Source organism: Shewanella carassii, from assembly GCF_019670705.1.
Classification (GTDB): Bacteria; Pseudomonadota; Gammaproteobacteria; order Enterobacterales; family Shewanellaceae; genus Shewanella; species Shewanella carassii.
In genome coordinates, this window is record NZ_AP024618.1 from 252,864 (window position 1) to 270,378 (window position 17,515).

14 protein-coding genes, 1 tRNA gene and 1 rRNA gene are annotated in these 17,515 nt (G+C 52.6%); 12 read left to right on the forward strand and 4 right to left on the reverse strand.

Annotation, left to right across the window (positions count from 1 at the left end):
* The first annotated feature begins 18 nt into the window (after positions 1 to 18).
* The 3 genes from rrf (at position 19) to K5621_RS01245 (ending at position 1,786) form a co-directional block, all read left to right on the forward strand.
* A 5S ribosomal RNA gene (gene rrf / locus K5621_RS01235) occupies positions 19 to 134 on the forward strand.
* Between the two features lie 37 nt (positions 135 to 171).
* A tRNA-Asp gene (locus K5621_RS01240) sits at positions 172 to 248 on the forward strand.
* Between the two features lie 263 nt (positions 249 to 511).
* Entirely contained in the window at positions 512 to 1,786 is a 1,275-nt protein-coding gene (locus K5621_RS01245; protein WP_025011584.1) for a CinA family nicotinamide mononucleotide deamidase-related protein, read from the forward strand.
* A gap of 70 nt (positions 1,787 to 1,856) precedes the next feature.
* Here the strand turns inward: K5621_RS01245 and K5621_RS01250 are convergent, their stop codons facing one another.
* From K5621_RS01250 to argE, 3 genes are all read right to left on the reverse strand, one after another.
* On the reverse strand, positions 1,857 to 2,363 hold the full coding sequence (locus K5621_RS01250; RefSeq protein WP_052248306.1) for a YceB family lipoprotein: 507 nt from the start codon (positions 2,361 to 2,363) through the stop codon (positions 1,857 to 1,859).
* Positions 2,364 to 2,392: 29 nt separating this feature from the next.
* Positions 2,393 to 5,029, reverse strand: coding sequence for a phosphoenolpyruvate carboxylase (gene ppc, locus K5621_RS01255; RefSeq protein ID WP_221050217.1), 2,637 nt, complete (start codon positions 5,027 to 5,029; stop codon positions 2,393 to 2,395).
* A gap of 144 nt (positions 5,030 to 5,173) precedes the next feature.
* A complete protein-coding gene (gene argE, locus K5621_RS01260; protein ID WP_221050218.1) occupies positions 5,174 to 6,247 on the reverse strand; it encodes an acetylornithine deacetylase in 1,074 nt (357 codons plus the stop codon).
* 264 nt (positions 6,248 to 6,511) lie between these two features.
* Here argE and argC point away from each other — a divergent pair, with 264 nt between their 5' ends.
* From argC to argH, 5 genes are all read left to right on the forward strand, one after another.
* A complete protein-coding gene (argC, locus tag K5621_RS01265) occupies positions 6,512 to 7,492 on the forward strand; it encodes an N-acetyl-gamma-glutamyl-phosphate reductase (protein ID WP_221050219.1) in 981 nt (326 codons plus the stop codon).
* Between the two features lie 33 nt (positions 7,493 to 7,525).
* Positions 7,526 to 8,308 carry an acetylglutamate kinase gene (gene argB, locus K5621_RS01270; protein WP_221050220.1) on the forward strand — a complete coding sequence of 261 codons (783 nt, stop codon included), beginning with the start codon at positions 7,526 to 7,528 and terminating at the stop codon, positions 8,306 to 8,308.
* Positions 8,309 to 8,319: 11 nt separating this feature from the next.
* Positions 8,320 to 9,225, forward strand: coding sequence for an ornithine carbamoyltransferase (locus tag K5621_RS01275; RefSeq protein WP_025889295.1), 906 nt, complete (start codon positions 8,320 to 8,322; stop codon positions 9,223 to 9,225).
* A 34-nt stretch (positions 9,226 to 9,259) separates the two neighbouring features.
* On the forward strand, positions 9,260 to 10,483 hold the full coding sequence (locus K5621_RS01280; protein WP_025889296.1) for an argininosuccinate synthase: 1,224 nt from the start codon (positions 9,260 to 9,262) through the stop codon (positions 10,481 to 10,483).
* Between the two features lie 65 nt (positions 10,484 to 10,548).
* On the forward strand, positions 10,549 to 11,916 hold the full coding sequence (argH, locus tag K5621_RS01285) for an argininosuccinate lyase (protein WP_221050221.1): 1,368 nt from the start codon (positions 10,549 to 10,551) through the stop codon (positions 11,914 to 11,916).
* Between the two features lie 84 nt (positions 11,917 to 12,000).
* Here the strand turns inward: argH and K5621_RS01290 are convergent, their stop codons facing one another.
* Positions 12,001 to 14,535, reverse strand: coding sequence for a penicillin-binding protein 1A (locus tag K5621_RS01290; protein WP_221050222.1), 2,535 nt, complete (start codon positions 14,533 to 14,535; stop codon positions 12,001 to 12,003).
* A 182-nt stretch (positions 14,536 to 14,717) separates the two neighbouring features.
* Here K5621_RS01290 and K5621_RS01295 point away from each other — a divergent pair, with 182 nt between their 5' ends.
* From K5621_RS01295 to K5621_RS01310, 4 genes are read left to right on the forward strand one after another with little or no spacing between them, the layout of a single operon-like run.
* Positions 14,718 to 15,797, forward strand: a complete 1,080-nt coding sequence (locus K5621_RS01295) for a pilus assembly protein PilM (protein ID WP_221050223.1) — start codon at positions 14,718 to 14,720, stop codon at positions 15,795 to 15,797.
* A complete protein-coding gene (locus tag K5621_RS01300) occupies positions 15,785 to 16,372 on the forward strand; it encodes a PilN domain-containing protein (protein WP_100145900.1) in 588 nt (195 codons plus the stop codon). Before K5621_RS01295 ends, K5621_RS01300 begins: the two co-directional genes overlap by 13 nt.
* Positions 16,369 to 16,989: a type IV pilus inner membrane component PilO gene (locus K5621_RS01305; RefSeq protein WP_221050224.1), complete on the forward strand. Its 621-nt coding sequence runs from the start codon at positions 16,369 to 16,371 to the stop codon at positions 16,987 to 16,989. The genes K5621_RS01300 and K5621_RS01305 overlap by 4 nt, the downstream gene beginning before the upstream one ends.
* Positions 16,986 to 17,501, forward strand: coding sequence for a pilus assembly protein PilP (locus K5621_RS01310; protein WP_221050225.1), 516 nt, complete (start codon positions 16,986 to 16,988; stop codon positions 17,499 to 17,501). Before K5621_RS01305 ends, K5621_RS01310 begins: the two co-directional genes overlap by 4 nt.
* Positions 17,502 to 17,515 lie beyond the last annotated feature (14 nt).

Here is a 17,515-nt window from a genome sequence, read left to right on the forward strand (position 1 = left end):
GTTCCGTACAATTTTATGTCTGGTGACAATAGCATTGTGGTCCCACCTGATCCCATCCCGAACTCAGAAGTGAAACGCAATCGCGCCGATGGTAGTGTGGGGTCTCCCCATGTGAGAGTAGGTCATCGCCAGACGCCCAATTTTAGTAGTGCGCCAAGGCGTAATACTAAAGGAGCGGTAGTTCAGTTGGTTAGAATACCGGCCTGTCACGCCGGGGGTCGCGGGTTCGAGTCCCGTCCGCTCCGCCAACTTAAAGAGAAAGCCTCATCGAAAGATGAGGCTTTTTTCGTTTTTATCCGCAGATTTTTGATCCAGAACTGCGTTGAACTTTACCCCGCGACAAATCGACTTCCGCCCCAGCAAATTAACCCGCGTACAACTCTCTAAACTGCGTGTCATGCTGGTTTTCCACTCTCCCTGTTTCTCCCTTTCTTGTGTCTTCCAAGCCGTGCTTGCTATTCATCCAGTGGTTACTTAACGTATATGCAGTTTTTGCCAAAGGGATCTTTGAATGAAGTTAGAGATGATTTGTACTGGAGAGGAAGTATTGTCCGGTCAGATAGTAGATACCAATGCCGCCTGGTTTGCCAATGTGATGATGGAGCATGGGATTGAGGTGCAGCGCAGGGTCACAGTGGGGGATAGACTCGAAGATCTGATAGCCGTATTTCAGGAGCGTAGTCTCCATGCCGATATCATTCTGGTTAATGGTGGTTTGGGGCCAACCAGCGACGATCTCTCGGCCGAAGCCATGGCCAAGGCCAAGGGTGAGCCTCTGGTTGAGAACGCCGAATGGCGTGCCAAGATGGAGGCCTGGTTTAGCCGTAACAACAGAGAGATGCCAGCCAGTAATCTGAAACAGGCTTTGCTGCCTGAGTCTGCCGTCATGGTGGATAATCCGGTTGGCACGGCCTGTGGCTTTAGAGTCAAGCTCAATCGTGCCTGGCTCTACTTCACTCCCGGGGTGCCATTTGAGCTGAAACATATGGTTCAGGAGCAGTTTCTGCCCTTTATCAAACAGGAGTTCGGCCTGGATGCAAAAGTTGCATTGAACAAGCTATTGACCCTGGGCCATGGCGAATCGACGCTGGCCGATAAGCTGGAAGCATTGGAGTTGCCTGCAGGGATCACCATAGGTTATCGCTCCTCTATGCCACATATAGAGATCAAGTTGTTTGCCCGCGGTGATAAGGCCATTGCTCTGTTGCCCCGAGTCACCAATCATGTGCGACAGGTTTTGGGCACTGCGGTTGTTGCCGAAAATCGCGCGACACTGGCGGAAGAGATCCATCACAGATTGTTGAATTCAGGCCTAAGTCTTAGCCTGGCTGAGTCCTGTACCGGAGGTATGTTGACCAGTCAATTGGTGGCTTTCCCTGGCAGTTCTTCCTATTTGCATCAGGGGTTGGTGACCTACAGTAATGAGAGCAAGGTGCGGATTCTTGGGGTTCAACCTTCAACACTGGATGACCATGGCGCTGTGTCGATTGCCACCGTTGAGGAGATGGCGATGGGGGCCAGGGCGATACTGGATAGCGACTATGCCCTGGCCACCAGTGGTATTGCCGGTCCTGACGGCGGCACAGAGGAGAAGCCTGTCGGTACTGTCGCCATAGCCTTGGCGACCAAAGGCGGTTGTTACAGCCAGATGATTCAGCTGCCAAGACGTTCTCGAGAGCTGGTTCGCAGTCTCAGCAGCGCAGTAGCCTATGACATGCTGCGCCGCGAGTTGTTGGGCGAGGCGGTTATTGTTGACTACTCCTCTATTGGTCGATTTGCCAAATAGTCAAAGACAGCAATAGGTTAAATAAAAATACGCAGCCAAGGCTGCGTATTTTTGTGCTCTGAATATCGATTTATTTAAACTCCAGCACCAGCTTGCCCGGTTTAACCTGAAGGCTCTTGGTCATATCGGCCAGTCTCGCTTGGTTGCTGTCCTGGGTGTCCAGAACATAAACCGGCTGACTTTCGAGGAAGTTGCGGATAAAGCCCATCAACTGCGGAGCAATACCCTGTAAAGCCCGCTGAATATCCTTGGGATTGGACTCGACAGAGGTCAATTCCAGACCACGGAGATAGACGCCATGGGTTTGGTTGTCATACCAAGGCTTGGCCTCAAACTCTGTCGTCAGGCTGGCACGTAGGGGAAACAGCGGCGTTCTGAGTATCAGCTCAGAGGTGGCTTTCACCGCCATGGTATCCGGCTTGTGCCCCAATTTGACAGTTACCCGATTCAACTGGATCTCTGTTGCCAGTGGCCCCTGGGTGTCTTGCATATCCAGTTGCAGCTCTTTATTCAGATAGGATTCCAGTTGTCCTTCGCTGATGCTGTATTGGCTGACACAGCCGCCCAACATCAGCATCAACCACAGAGACAGTATTAGGTGCAGCCTCACCCTGTATTCCTCATGCCCGCCGCGACACCGGCTATGGTCAGCATCAGCGCCAGTTGCAATTGTTCCGAAGTTTCCTGTTCCTTGCGACTTCGGGCCAACAGCTCGGCCTGCAGGAAGTTGAGCGGGTCGATATAGGGGTTGCGAAGCCGCACCGACTCCCGGTTCCAAGGAGTATGCGACATCAGGCTGTCAGAGCGGGTCAGTTCGAGTACTGCCTGGATCCCCTGTTGCAACCTCTCCCTGAGAGCCTCACCCAAGTGACGCAGTTCTTTAGGCACCAGGCAGGTGTCGTAATAGCGGGCGAGGTTAGGTTCTGCCTTGGCATACACCATTTCCAGCATGGAGATACGGGTGTTGAAGAAGGGCCACTGGCGTTCCATCTCCTGTAGCAGAGAAAGCTCTCCTCGCTTGGCCGCGGCTTCAAGAGCCTCACCGGCACCGAGCCAGGCCGGCAGCATCAAACGGTTCTGTGACCAGGCGAATATCCAGGGAATGGCGCGCAGGCTTTCGATACCGCCATCCACCCGGCGTTTGGCCGGTCGGCTGCCGAGTGGCAGTTTACCCAGCTCTACTTCAGGCGTTGCGGCTCTGAAATAGGCAACAAAGTCAGCTTCTTCCCTGACTATGCTGCGGTAGGCCAGTACAGATTCATCGGCCAGTCGCTGCATGCATTGCCGCCACTCCTGTTTGGGCTCGGGAGGTGGAAGCAAAGTGGCCTCCATCACCGCCGAGGTGTAAAGCGCCAATGACTGCACCGCCAACTTGGGGAGGCCGAATTTGAAGCGGATCATCTCTCCCTGCTCTGTCACCCGGATCCGTCCGTCAACTGAGCCCGGAGGCTGTGACAGAATCGCCTGGTGAGCAGGGCCGCCGCCACGACCGATAGTACCGCCACGGCCGTGGAACAGAGTCAGTTTGACGCCAGCCTTCTTGCATACCGCAACCAGTTGTTCTTGCGCCCGGTATTGTGCCCAGGCCGCAGCCATGACTCCGGCATCCTTGGCCGAATCCGAATAGCCAATCATCACTTCCTGCATGCCTTTGGTGTAACCCAGATACCAATCGATATCGAGCAGGGCAGAGATGCAATCGGCGGCATTGTTGAGGTCATCCAGGGTCTCAAACAGCGGCACTACCCGCATGGGATAGCGGCAGCCGGTTTCCTTGAGCAGCAAAAGTACCGCCAACACGTCGGATGGTTGGCTGGCCATGGATATCACATAAGAGCCCAGCGCTTGTTGAGGCTGAGTGGCTATCAAGCGGCAGGTTGCCAGTACCTCGGCCACCTCGTCTGATGGCTGCCAGTTTACCGGGATCAAGGGTCTGCGATTAGCCAGTTCCCTGAGCAGGAATGCCTGCTTTTCTGTCTCATCCCAATGGTTGAAGTCACCCATGCCCAGATAGCGGGTAAGTTCGGCAATGGCATTGGCGTGGCGCTCTGCATCCTGGCGGATATCCAACCTAAGCATATGAATGCCGAAGCATGCCAAGCGGCGCAACATATCCAGCAGCAGGCCATTGGCTATCAGGCTCATGCCGCAATCGCACAGGCTTTGATACAGCATCAGCAGCGGCTTTTTCAGGTCGTCCTGGTGCCAGATGATGCTATGGCTGTCGACCTCGGGCTGATGACCTTCGAGGCGGGCATTGAGATAGTCTATGGTGTTGCGCAGCTTTTGGCGCAGATCTCTAAGCACGTCACGATAAGGTTCACAGCTGCCGTTGGTATACTGGCTCAGCTCCTCGTTGGCTTCTTCCATGGACAATTCGCCAACCAGAGAGACGATATCTTTGAGATAGAGTCTGGCGGCGGCATGGCGGTTACGATCCAATACTTCCTGAGTGACCTTGGCGGTAACAAAGGGGTTGCCGTCACGGTCGCCCCCCATCCAGCTGGAAAATCGCACCGGAGCGATATCAATCGGTAGTTGGCTGCCGGTGCGCTCTTCTACCTGGTCGTTGAGCTGGCGTAAAAAGTCGGGAATCGCCTGCCACAGTGAGGTTTCGATAGTCGCCAAACCCCAGCGGGCTTCATCCACCGGCGTTGGGCGTTCGCGGCGGATCTCGTTGGTATGCCAAATCTGGGCAATTAGCTGCCGCAGTCGCAGATTGATCTGTTTAAACTCGCGCTCGCTGAGCTGATCGTTTTCCAGTGCCGTCAGACAATCGACCACAGATGAGTACTTCTGGATCAGAGTGCGGCGGGATATCTCGGTCGGGTGTGCCGTCAGTACCAGATCTATGTTCATCTCTCTGAGGCAGGACTGCATCTGCTTCTGATCTATCGGGCCGTTGAGCATGCGTCCGAGCAGTTGCTCCACGGGATCCGGTACACACACCAGTTCATCACAGTTGCGGCTGATGGTATGAAATTGCTCGGCGATATTCGCCAGGTTGAGAAATTGGTTAAAGGCTTTGGTGACCGGCACCAGTTCGTCATCGGGCAAGGCCGTCAGCAATTCCAGCATCTGCTGGCGGGCGCTTTCGTCACCCTGACGGGAACTCTTGGCCAGTTGGCGGATCTGCTCCACCTTATCGAGAAATGGCTCTCCCAGATCGGATCGCATGGTGTCGCCGAGGATCTGCCCAAGCATACTGACGTTGGATCTTAAGGATGCATACATATCTGCCATCGTGTTGATTGCTCCAAAGAATAGTGAGAAAGAGTCGTCGTTTCGGGCGGACTTGAGTAGAGCACAATAACCAGCACTGTGCCCTGTGGTCAATACGCTGAGGTATTTGCCTCGCGTTGTTTCCAGCGGCTGTGGGCTGGATCATTATTTTATACAGGCATGATAAATAAGCTGTTTCAGCAAATTTATCGTAGGTTTGATCTGCGCCGTATCCAAATATTCATCGGGCTGATGAGCCTGCTCTATGCTGCCGGGTCCCAATACCAGAGTGTGGCACCCCAGTTGCCGAATATAAGGCGCCTCGGTGGCATAGTTCACCACTTGCGGTGCCTGTCCCGCCAGGCTGGCTACCAGTTGGCTCCAGGGGGAGTCTCTATCATCGGCAAACGGCTCCGAGCCGGGATAGAGTTCGCTGATGGAAACTGCCCCCGGGAATTGTTCGCAGACCGGCTGTAAATACTGCTGCAGCATGAGTTGCAGATCGGTCAAAGCCAAACCGGGAAGCGGGCGAATATCCAGATGCAGATCACAGCAACCACAGATACGGTTGGCGGCATCGCCGCCGTGTACATGGCCAAAGTTCATGGTTGGGTAAGGCACACTGAAGGCGTCTTCGCGATAGTGTTCACTCAAATGCTGCTTGAGTTTAAGTAGTCGGCCTATGATCAGATGCATCACTTCTATGGCATTGAGTCCCTTGGCCGGATCCGACGAGTGACCGCTGCGGCCCGTTACCCGAATGCCTTGAGCCATGTGTCCCTTATGCATATAAACCGGCCGCAGGCTGGTGGGTTCGCCTATGATGGCAAATTCAGGCTTGATTGCAGTGTTGGCGGCAAAGGCCTTGGCCCCATTCATTGTGGTTTCTTCATCGGCACTGGCGAGAATATAAAGAGGCCGCTTCATTTGTGTCAGCGGCAGTTGTTTCAAGGCCTCCAATATCAAGGCAAAGAAACCTTTCATGTCACAAGTTCCCAAGCCATACCAAAGATTATCTTTTTCGGTTAGCCGAAAGGGATCATGCTGCCAATGGCCTTCATCGAACGGCACTGTGTCTGTGTGCCCGGCCAGCAGCAGACCCCCTTGGCCAGTCCCCAGGCTGGCCAGCAAGTCGATAACGGCAGCATTGGATTGATCTTTCTCGGGCTCCAGGGCACTGATGGAGGGCGAGGCGATAAGCGCACTGAAGCTTTCTGTGAGTTCCGGCAGTTTTTTCATGACTATCCTGCAAAACATTAAAAATAACTATTCATATATATTGCATAAATAAATTGCTGTGTTAGTCTAGCAAACAGCTAAAGCCAGTGTCATCTTTCATGGTGACTAAATTCAGTGAGACTAAGTATGTTGAGTTCGACCTTGAGCTTGATTCAGACCCAAAACTGCAATAACTCCCTGCGACGATAAACTTGTCATTAGGCGTTGAGCCACGGGCTTTCGTTGTGCCCTTCCTTTTTTGATTAGCTTGAAGAATTAGAAACCATGAAAAATATCGCCATTATAGGGGCCAGTGGATATACAGGTGCCCAGTTAACCGCCCTGATCCAAGCCGAGCCAGAGTTAAGCATTCAAGGGTTGTATGTCTCTGAAAATAGTCTGGATAAAGGCAAAAGCCTAGCCGAGCTTTATCCTATTTATCAACATATCTCTGCAGAGTTGCAGCCGTTAACGCCAGAGGCCAAACAGCAGATAGTGGCACAGGCCGATGCCGTGGCGCTGGCGACCGAACATTCGGTAAGCCTGGAATTGGCGGCCTGGTTTTATGCCCAGGGGCTGGCGGTATTTGATTTGAGCGGTGCTTATCGTTTCAGCGACGCGGCCAATTATCCCAAGTGGTATGGCTTTGAGCATAACCAAGCCGAAGTATTGGCACAGGCGGTTTATGGCCTGGCCGAGTGGAATGCCGAGGCCATTGCCAACAGCAAGATGATTGCGGTTCCCGGTTGTTATCCCACGGCATCCCTGTTGGCGCTTAAGCCGCTCAAGTCACTGATGACAGATGCCTTCCCCGTTATTAATGCCGTTAGCGGTGTGACCGGAGCCGGGCGCAAGGCGCAGTTGCACACCAGTTTCTGTGAAGTGAGTTTAACGCCCTACGGTGTGCTTGGTCACAGGCATCAGCCCGAAATCGCCAGCCAACTGGGGCAGGAAGTGATTTTTACTCCGCACCTTGGCAACTTCAAACGCGGCATTCTCGCCACCATTACGCTGCAGCTCAAGCCGGGTACCAAGGCAGAGGACGTTGCCGAGGCTTACAGCATCTACCATGGCTCGAGCATTGTCAGCGTAAAACAGAACCAATTTCCCAAGGTGGATGACGTGGTACATACGGGCAATTGTCATCTGGGATGGAAGTTTGATGAACAGAACCATTATCTGGTGGTGGCCAGTGCCATAGACAACCTGATGAAAGGCGCTGCCAGTCAGGCGCTTCAATGCATAAAGATTCACTTTAAATACTAATTATTCCCGGAACGGTTAGGGAGAGTTGTCACTATGAGCACGAAAGACAAGGTGTTGGTTCTGAAAGTTGGCGGCGCACTGATGCAGTGTGAGATGGGAATGGCCAGGCTGATGGATACGGCGGCGAAAATGCTGGCCCAGGGACAGAAGGTGGTTCTGGTTCATGGTGGCGGTTATCTGGTGGATGAACAGCTCAAGGCCAATGGCATGGATACGGTGAAGCTCGATGGCTTGCGGGTCACCCCGCCGGAGCAGATGCCGATCATCGCCGGCGCTCTGGCCGGTATGTCCAACAAGATACTGCAGGCGGCGGCCATCAAGGCCGGTGTCGCCAGCGTTGGCATGAGTCTGGCGGATGCCAACTTGGTCGATGCGGTAATTAAAGATGAACGTTTGGGGCTGGTAGGTGAAGTTTCCCCCAAAGACGGCAGCTATATCAATTTCGTCCTGTCTCAGGGGTGGATGCCTATCGTCAGCTCCATTGCAGTCTCCAGCGAAGGGCAACTGCTTAACGTCAATGCCGATCAGGCCGCCACAGTGCTGGCCAAGCTTGTGCAGGGCAAGCTGGTACTGCTCTCCGATGTTTCCGGAGTATTGGATGGTAAGGGGCAGTTGATCGCCAGTCTTAATCGCAGCGAAATCGACGACCTGGTGAAACAGGGCGTGATAGAGAAAGGCATGAAAGTCAAAGTAGAGGCGGCGTTGGAAGTCGCAGAACTCATGGGGCAGCCGGTACAGGTTGCTTCCTGGAGAGATGCGGCGCAACTGGCTGCATTGGCTCAGGGCGAAGCCGTGGGTACACAAATAAAACCATAGGAGAAGGCAGTATGAAGCACCTGTTGACCATTAAAGAACTCACCCAATCCCAGTTGCTGGCGTTGTTGGACTTGGCCAAGAAGATCAAGGCCAATCCGGCAGACTACCGACACGCGCTTGCGGGTAAGAGCGTAGTGATGCTGTTTGAAAAACCTTCCCTGCGTACCAGGGTCAGTTTCGATATCGGTATCCATAAGCTGGGTGGCCACTGTCTTTATCTGGATCAACAAAATGGTGCTTTGGGCAAGCGCGAATCTGTTGCCGATTTCGCCGGTAACCTTTCCTGCTGGGCCGACGCCATAGTGGCACGGACTTTCAGCCACAAGACCATAGAAGGCCTGGCGGAATTTGGCACTGTGCCTGTGATCAATGCGCTGTCGGACTTGTACCACCCTTGTCAGGCACTGGCGGATTTTCTGACCCTGTCAGAGCAGCTCGGTGACTTGAGCAAGGTGAAATTGGCCTATGTGGGTGATGGCAACAACGTGACCCATTCATTGATGATAGGCGCTGCCATATTGGGTGCCAGCATGACGGTTATCTGCCCCGAAGGGCATTTCCCCGATGGTCTGATTGTCAATGAAGTACAGCAACTGGCGGCCGAGAATGGAGGCAGCCTGATACTGACTTCAGACATCGCCGCCCTGGAGGGTCAGGATGCCGTCTACACTGATACTTGGATTTCCATGGGCGACCAAACAGAACTTTCTGATATTGAAGCAAAATTTAATCCTTATCAAATCAATCAGCCGCTGATGGATCAGTATAAGGTGAAGTATTTTATGCATTGTTTACCCGCTCACAGAGGGGTAGAAGTGACAGATGAGGTGATGGATGGCAAAGGTTCTCTGATCCTGCAACAGGCAGAAAACCGCATGCATGCGCAGAATGCCGTTCTGGTAACACTTTTGAGCTGATGGCCAAGGGCCAGTTGAATCTAGGAAAATTAAGATGTCTATTGCACAGAAAAACACAGATGTAAAAAAAGTTGTCCTGGCTTACTCCGGCGGCCTGGATACCTCGGCCATTATTCCCTGGCTGAAAGAGAACTATAACAACTGTGAGATCGTCGCCTTTTGTGCCGATGTTGGACAAGGGGAAGCCGAACTTGAAGGTTTGACAGAAAAGGCGTTGGCCTCCGGCGCCAGTGAGTGTCATATTGTTGATTTGAAAGAAGAGTTTGTTAAAGACTACATCTATCCCACCATAGCGACCGGTGCCATTTATGAGGGAACCTATCTGCTGGGTACCTCCATGGCCAGACCCATTATCGCCAAGGCTCAGGTGGAAGTGGCTCGCAAGGTCGGCGCCGATGCCCTGTGTCACGGTTGTACCGGCAAGGGTAACGATCAGGTGCGTTTCGAAGGCTGCTTTGCCGCATTGGCGCCGGATCTGAAAGTGATTGCTCCTTGGCGTGAGTGGACCATGGAGAGCCGTGAAGATCTGCTGGCTTACCTGGCCGAGCGCAACATCAAGACCTCGGCTTCGGCCACCAAGATCTATAGCCGCGATGCCAACGCCTGGCATATCTCCCACGAAGGTGGGGAGCTGGAAGATCCCTGGAATGAGCCCAGCAAAGAGGTGTGGACCATGACAGTCGATCCGCTGGATGCGCCAGATGAGCCTGAATATGTCAGCTTGAAAGTGGAAAACTGCCGGGTGACTGAAGTCAACGGTGAAGCCCTGAGCCCCTATGCGGCGCTGATGAAGCTGAACCAGATTGCTGCCGCCCACGGTGTTGGCCGTATCGATATCACTGAAAACCGGCTGGTGGGGATGAAGTCCCGTGGCTGTTATGAGACACCGGGCGGCACTGTCATGTTTGCAGCTCTGAGAGCGGTAGAAGAGTTGGTGCTCGACAAGACCAGCCGTAACTGGCGTGAACAGGTGGCCGCTCAGATGGCACATCTGGTCTATGATGGCCGTTGGTTTACGCCTCTGTGCAACTCGCTGTTAGCGGCATCCGAGGCTCTGGCCCAGGACATCAACGGCGAAGTGGTGATCAAGCTCTTCAAGGGCCAGGCGGTAGCCGTGAAGAAACGTTCTCCCAACAGCCTGTATTCCGAGGCGTTTGCCACCTTCGGTGAAGACACGGTTTACGATCAGAAACACGCCGAAGGCTTTATCCGCCTCTACTCATTGGCGAGCCGTATTCGCGCGCTCAACAGTAAGTAAGCGTCAGTATATCAGGGGCGCATTGGCGCCCCTTAGTTTTTATGCCCGAGAAAGAGGACCTTATCATGGCTTTATGGGGTGGCAGATTCAGCGGCCAAAGCAGCGAACTTTTCAAACTCTTCAACGATTCCCTGCCGGTGGATTTCCGTTTACTGGAGCAGGATATCCAGGGCTCAGTCGCCTGGGCCGAGGCGATAACCCAGGCCGGCGTGTTAACTCAGGAGGAATGCCAGGCCCTGACTCAGGCGCTGGCTGAGTTGCTCGCAGAAGTTAAAGATACGCCGGAGCAGATCATCGCTTCCGGCGCCGAAGATATTCACAGTTTTGTGGAATCACAGCTGATCGCCAAGGTGGGTGACTTGGGTAAGAAGCTGCACACTGGCCGTTCGCGCAATGATCAGGTGGCGACCGATCTCAAGCTGTGGTGCAAACAGGAAGGCGCACACCTGCTGAGTCTGTTGATTGAAGTCAAACAAGGGCTGCTGGCCTTGGCCGAGCGCGAGTTGGATGCGGTGATGCCGGGATATACCCATCTGCAGCGGGCGCAACCTGTGACCTTTGGCCATTGGGCTTTGGCTTATGTGGAAATGTTTGAGCGAGATATCAGTCGCTTGCAGGATGCACTGAATCGCCTCAACACCTGCCCTCTGGGTTGTGGCGCCTTGGCGGGTACAGCTTATGCCATCGACCGCCAGGCGCTGGCGGCCAGCTTAGGCTTTGCCTCTGCCACCCTCAACAGCCTGGATAGCGTGTCTGATCGTGACCATGTGATCGAACTCTGCAGCGATGCCTCTATCAGCATGATGCACTTAAGTCGTATGGCCGAAGATATGATCTTCTTCAATTCCGGCGAAGCCAACTTCATCGAACTAGCCGACAATGTCACCTCAGGTTCTTCCTTGATGCCGCAGAAGAAGAACCCCGATGCGCTTGAGCTTATCCGCGGTAAAGCGGGCAGGGTATACGGCAGCTTGATGGGGATCCTCACCACCATGAAGGCGCTGCCACTCGCCTACAACAAGGATATGCAGGAAGACAAGGAAGGCTTGTTCGATGTGATGGACAGCTGGAGCCTGTGCTTGAAAATGGCGGCTCTGGTGCTTGAAGGTGTCAAGGTTAACCGAACCAATGCGTTGGCCGCAGCTCAACAGGGATACGCCAATGCCACTGAACTGGCGGACTATCTGGTGGGTAAAGGCATGCCCTTCAGACAGGCGCATCACGTTGTGGGTGAGGTGGTGCTGCAAGCTATTGCCGAGGGTAAGCCACTGGAAGCCTTGCCACTTGAAGTCTTACAAGGCTATGCCGACATCATAACGGAGGATGTTTATCCGCATCTGGGTATAGACTCCTGCTTGGCGAAGCGTAATATTCTCGGTGGTACCGCGGTGGAACAGGTCAAGGCCGCACTGACAGCCAAGCAGGCCAAATAGAAGCTATCCCTCGGATTCGAGCCAAACAAAAACGCGCCAATCGGCGCGTTTTTTAATGTTTAGCAGACGGTGTTAAACAGACAGTTACTGGAATAGCTCTTCCGGCGGTGTTTCGATAAAGATGTCGCTGTCATCTTCAGCGCCGGTGGCGTATTCCTTGGGTTCGGTACCCTGAATAAAGTACTCGAAGTCGCTGGTGTAGTCTGTCTTACGCGACAGCTTGCCGCTGTCTAAATCAATACGCACCGAAACGATTCCAGCCGGTGGAATGCTGGGTTCTTCCGGCGTTCCTTCCAGGGCATCGCGCATAAACTCGTTCCAGCCTGGGCCCGCGGTCTTGGCACCGGATTCGGCCCCCGAAATCTGATCTTTGGCGCCGCTGGCATTCCAGGCGGTACGTCCCAGTTCACGGCCATGGTCATCAAAGCCGACCCAGACAGTGGTAGCAAGCTTGGGATTGTAGCCACTGAACCAGGTGTCCCGCGATTCGTTGGTTGTTCCCGTTTTACCGGCTATGTCATGGCGTTTGACCACTCTGGCGGCGCGCCAGGCGGTACCGTTCCAGCCAGTGCCCTTGCTCCAGTTACCGCCACCCCAGATAACACTCTTGAGGGCATCGGTGATCAGGAATGCGGTCTGCTCACTGATCACTTGCTTGGCGTGACGGGCACTTGGGCTGTCACAGCTGAAAGGATCTTCCTGAACCATGGGCTGCAGCGGCTGTTGCATAGTCAAATCGGTTATCGCGTTATCCGCCATATCCTCTTCAGGCTTAAGCGGCGCGTCACAAGCCAGAGCCGGATGAGCTTGTTCAAGGATTTCGCCCTGGGCATTCTGGATCCGTTTAATGAAGTAAGGCTCAACCAAGTAGCCCCCGTTGGCAAAGGCAGAGAAGGCCGTGACCACCTGCAAAGGTGTGGCAGATGGTGATCCCAGCGCCAGAGACTCGTTGCGGTTGAGCTCTTTGGCATCAAAACCAAACTGCACCAGCTTGTCGATGGCGGCATCCAGCCCAACATAACGCAGGGTTCTCACCGACATCACGTTGATAGACTGGGCCAGTCCCAGACGCAGCCTGGTGGGGCCGCCGTATACGTCGGGTGAGTTTTTGGGACGCCATGCCGTACCTTGGCTGAGGTCGGGCTTGTTGATCGGCGCGTTGTTGATCAGTGTCGCCAGGGTATAGCCTTTCTCCAGCGCCGTGGCATATAGGAAAGGTTTTATGTTGGAACCCAGCTGACGTTTGGCCTGAGTTACCCGGTTGTACTGGCTCTGACTGAAGCTGTAACCACCGACCAGAGCCTGAATTGCACCATCTTTGGGATCTATCGAGACTATGGCGCTGGCAACCTGAGGCACCTGAGCCAATTGCCAGATATCGCCGTTGTGACGCACCCAAATCTGCTCGCCCACTTTCAGAAATTGCTCGGCTTTCTTCGGTGGTGCACTCTGGCGTTTGTCATTGATAAACTTGCGGGCCCATTTGAGGCCATCCCAAGGCAGAGTGAGTTTTTCTCCCGAGGCGAGCAGCACCTGTGCCTGCTGTTCCTCTACTTGCAATACGGCGGCTGGCCTGAGCTCCTGAATGGGCATGGTTTTCTTCAGGGTGGCAATCAACTCGCTCTCATCAGGTTGCTTGTCTGTCCAGAGAACCGCTTCCGGGCCTCGATAGCCATGGCGTTCATCATAGGCGTAGACATTGTTGCGCAGTGCCTTTTGGGCTTTTAACTGCAGTGATGAGTCTATGCTGGTGTAAACATCGTAACCACCGGTATAGGCTTCCTCTTCACCATATTTCTGCACCATATAATCTCTGGCCATCTCTGAAATGTAAGGGGCGTAGAGATCGATTTCGGCACCATGGTATTTGGCGGTAATAGGTTGAGCACTGGCTTCGTTATATTCACTCTGGGTGATATAGCCGACCTCCAGCATACGGTTGAGCACCAGGTTACGACGGGTCAAAGCTCGGCTGGGGGAGGTGATAGGGTTGAGTGTTGAAGGGGCTTTTGGCAAACCTGCGATAACTGCCATTTCAGCAAGCGTCAAGTCTTTGACTTCCTTGCCATAATAAACTTGAGCCGCGGCGCCAACCCCGTAAGCACGCTGTCCAAGATAGATACGGTTGACATAGAGCTCCAGAATTTCATCTTTGGTCAGCAGCTGCTCTATGTGGATAGAGATAAATATCTCTTTGACTTTACGAATAATTGTCTTGTCACGGGTCAGGAAGAAGTTCCTGGCCACCTGCATGGTAATAGTGCTGGCACCCTGCTTTTTCTCGCCGGTGGCCAGCATAACCAGTGCGGCCCGCGCTACCCCTATGGGATCCACGCCCTTGTGTTCATAAAAACGTGAATCTTCGGTTGCTAGAAAGGCTTGCAATAACGGTTTGGGCACTTCGGCCAATTCCAACGGGATCCGGCGCTTTTCACCGAATTGTGAGATCAGCTTGCCGTCACTGGAGTAAACCCTCAGTGGCGTTTGCAGTTGCACTGTCTTGAGTGTAGCGACATCCGGGAGTTCGGGAAGGACATAGAAGTAGGCTCCAACGATAGCTGCAACCCCCAAAAGGGCCAGGCTGAACAGAGCTATGAGTATACGTTTTAACCACTTCACTAGATTATTCCAAAACTTGCTGCGGGCACAATAGTATATAAGGCGTTTGGTACAGGGTGAAGCAAAAAGGCAGCGTCAAAAAATTAGCCGTTGTAAAGTGCTCAAACATTTTATACAAAGGAGCGTAACAATTTAAAAATGTGCTACTCTAAAACCTAACAATAACAAAGTGACAAAGGACTATGCTTTCGAATCTATGGAAGCGTCAGGCTCCGCAAATGGTGGGTATTGACATCGGTTCTCACGAGGTCAAAGCGATCCTGCTGGGCAAGACAGGCGATGGTTACAAAATTCAGGCTTATGCCGCAGCTCCTGTTAAAAAAGGAGCCATTAATGATCATGATATTCGCGATCCTGAAGCTGTTATTGAAGCAATGAGACAGCTGAAGAAGCAATTGCCCAAAGCAACTAAATTTGCTTCTGTTGCTGTGTCTGGATCTGCTGTTATGACTAAAGTTATTTATATGGATGCTTCTTTGAGTGAAGTGGAAATGGAGGCGCAGATCGAGATAGAAGCCGATAACCTCATACCCTATTCACTCGATGAAGTCAGCATTGATTTTGAAACGTTGAGCGTCAACAAGACAGACCCCAGTAAGGTCGATGTCTTGCTCAGTGCTTGCCGTACCGAAAATATTGATGCCAGAATCGATGTGTTGGACAGTGTCGATCTAGAGCCTAAAGTCGTTGATATAGAAGGTTATGCCTTGGGACGCGCCCAAGAATTGATCTTAGGGCAGCTTCCGGATGGTGCAGCAGATCAGGTTGTCGCTTTGGTTGATATCGGTGCCAATATGACCACCTTCGCAGTGGTGGAAAAAGGGGAAACCGCTTTTATCCGCGAACAGGCGTTTGGCGGTGAACTCTTCACTCAATCTATATTGTCTTTTTATGGTATGTCCTATGAGCAGGCGGAAAAGGCCAAAATAGAAGGCGATCTACCTCGCAATTATATGTTTGAGGTGTTATCGCCATTTCAAACGCAATTACTGCAACAGGTAAAACGTACGCTGCAAATATATTGCACTTCGAGTGGTAAGGATAAAGTCGACCATTTGGTGCTCTGCGGCGGTACTTCCAAATTGGAAGGTATGGCTAATCTTCTGACTAATGAATTAGGTGTTCATACTATAATTGCCGACCCCTTTCAGGGTGGTTTGCATGCGGACGATTCAGTAAAAAATGCCCTGCAACCCCATATCAGTAAATACATGGTGGCCTGCGGCCTGGCACTGAGGAGTTATGGTCAATGGCGAACATAAACTTATTGCCATGGCGTGAAGAAGCCAGGGAAAAACAGAAGCGAGATTATATTGGGATTCTGGCGGCCGTTTTTATTGGTGCCGCGCTATTGGTTTATTTGGCACTGAACTTTATTGGTTTGATGACAGAAGACCAGCGTCAGCGAAATGCTTATCTTCAATCTGAAATTAGCTTGCTTGATAGGCAGATAGCTGAGATTAACAAGATCAAACAACGCAAAAAGGATATTGAGCGTCGCACCGATATCATTCTTAACCTGCAACAGGCCCGAAATCTGCCCACCCATGTGTTGGATGAGTTGGTTCGAATTATTCCCCCTGGCATTTATCTTTCCAGCATTGAGAAGAAAGGTAGTCTTATCTGGATCGAAGGACGCAGTGAATCCAATAACAATGTCGCCAATATGATGCGAAAAATTGAAGCGTCAGAATGGCTTCAGGAGCCGAGTATGCAGTCGATAGTCTCCCAACAGGAAGAATTCAGAGAGCTGCAACGTTTCAGTCTCAAGGTCAGTATCAAAGGGGCGAATCGGATTGAAGGGACGGCGCAGATGGCGAAAGGAGCGGGCAAATGAGTTTCGATTTGAGCCAGTTCAATGATCTGGACATGGAGAATATCGGCGGTTGGCCGACTCAGGTCAAAGCTGTATTTGCCGGTTTGCTGGCGATTCTGGTGTTCGTGGGAGGCTATTATCTGTTTGTTTCTGACGCCATAGATATTTACCAGTCTGAGCAGGCGAAAGAGCAACAACTGCGTGATGATTTCCAGCAAAAGCATCTGTTGGCCGCTAACCTGAAATTGTATCGGGAGCAGTTGGTGCAGATGGAAGCGCAATTTGCTGAACTGCTTAAGATGCTGCCATCTGAGAACGAAATGCCGGGCTTACTCGATGACTTGACCTATGTGGCTACGGACGCGGGTCTGAAGATCCTGAGCCTGGATTGGGATGCCGAGATCCAACGGGATTTCTATATTGAGTTTCCGATACGCATGGCAGTGACCGGTGACTATCACCAATTGGGGCACATGGTCGGCGGAGTGGCCAAGCTGCCACGGATCGTCAGCCTGCATGACTTTGTGGTTAAGCGCGATCCATCCGGCACCTTGGCAATGGAAATTCTGGCCAAGACATACAGATTCAAAGAGGGAGCCGAATTGCCGCCCGAGCAGGCTAAGGGGAAAGGCAAATGAAACGACTCATTCCCCTGATGGCGGCATTATTGCTTGGTGGTTGTATCGGTGACAGAACAGATCTTGAGGACTTTGTTACCAGCACTAAGGCTCAGCCGGTTGCGCCTATCCCGCCGCTGAAAGAGCCGCCTCAGTTTGAGCACTTTGATTATCAGGCCGATATGTTGCGCAGTCCCTTTGTACCTCCTTCCCGGGAGTTGACCGAAGAGGTGATAGATACCACCAAGGACTGTTTGCAGCCGGATTTGAAACGGCGTAAGAGCAGGCTTGAAACCTATGCACTAGATAACCTGAAGATGCGTGGCACCCTGAGTGAAGACAACTTAGTTTGGGCCTTGGTAGAGACAACCGATGGTAATGTCTACCGCATGGGAGTCGGTGAGTATTTGGGACTCTATCATGGTCGCATCGCTAAAGTAACAGCTCAGAATATTGAGATTATTGAATTAGTACCGGACGGTTCCGGCTGTTGGACAGAGCGCAACAGCAGCCTGGAATTGGCCGGAGAATAACAAGCGAAGGATGA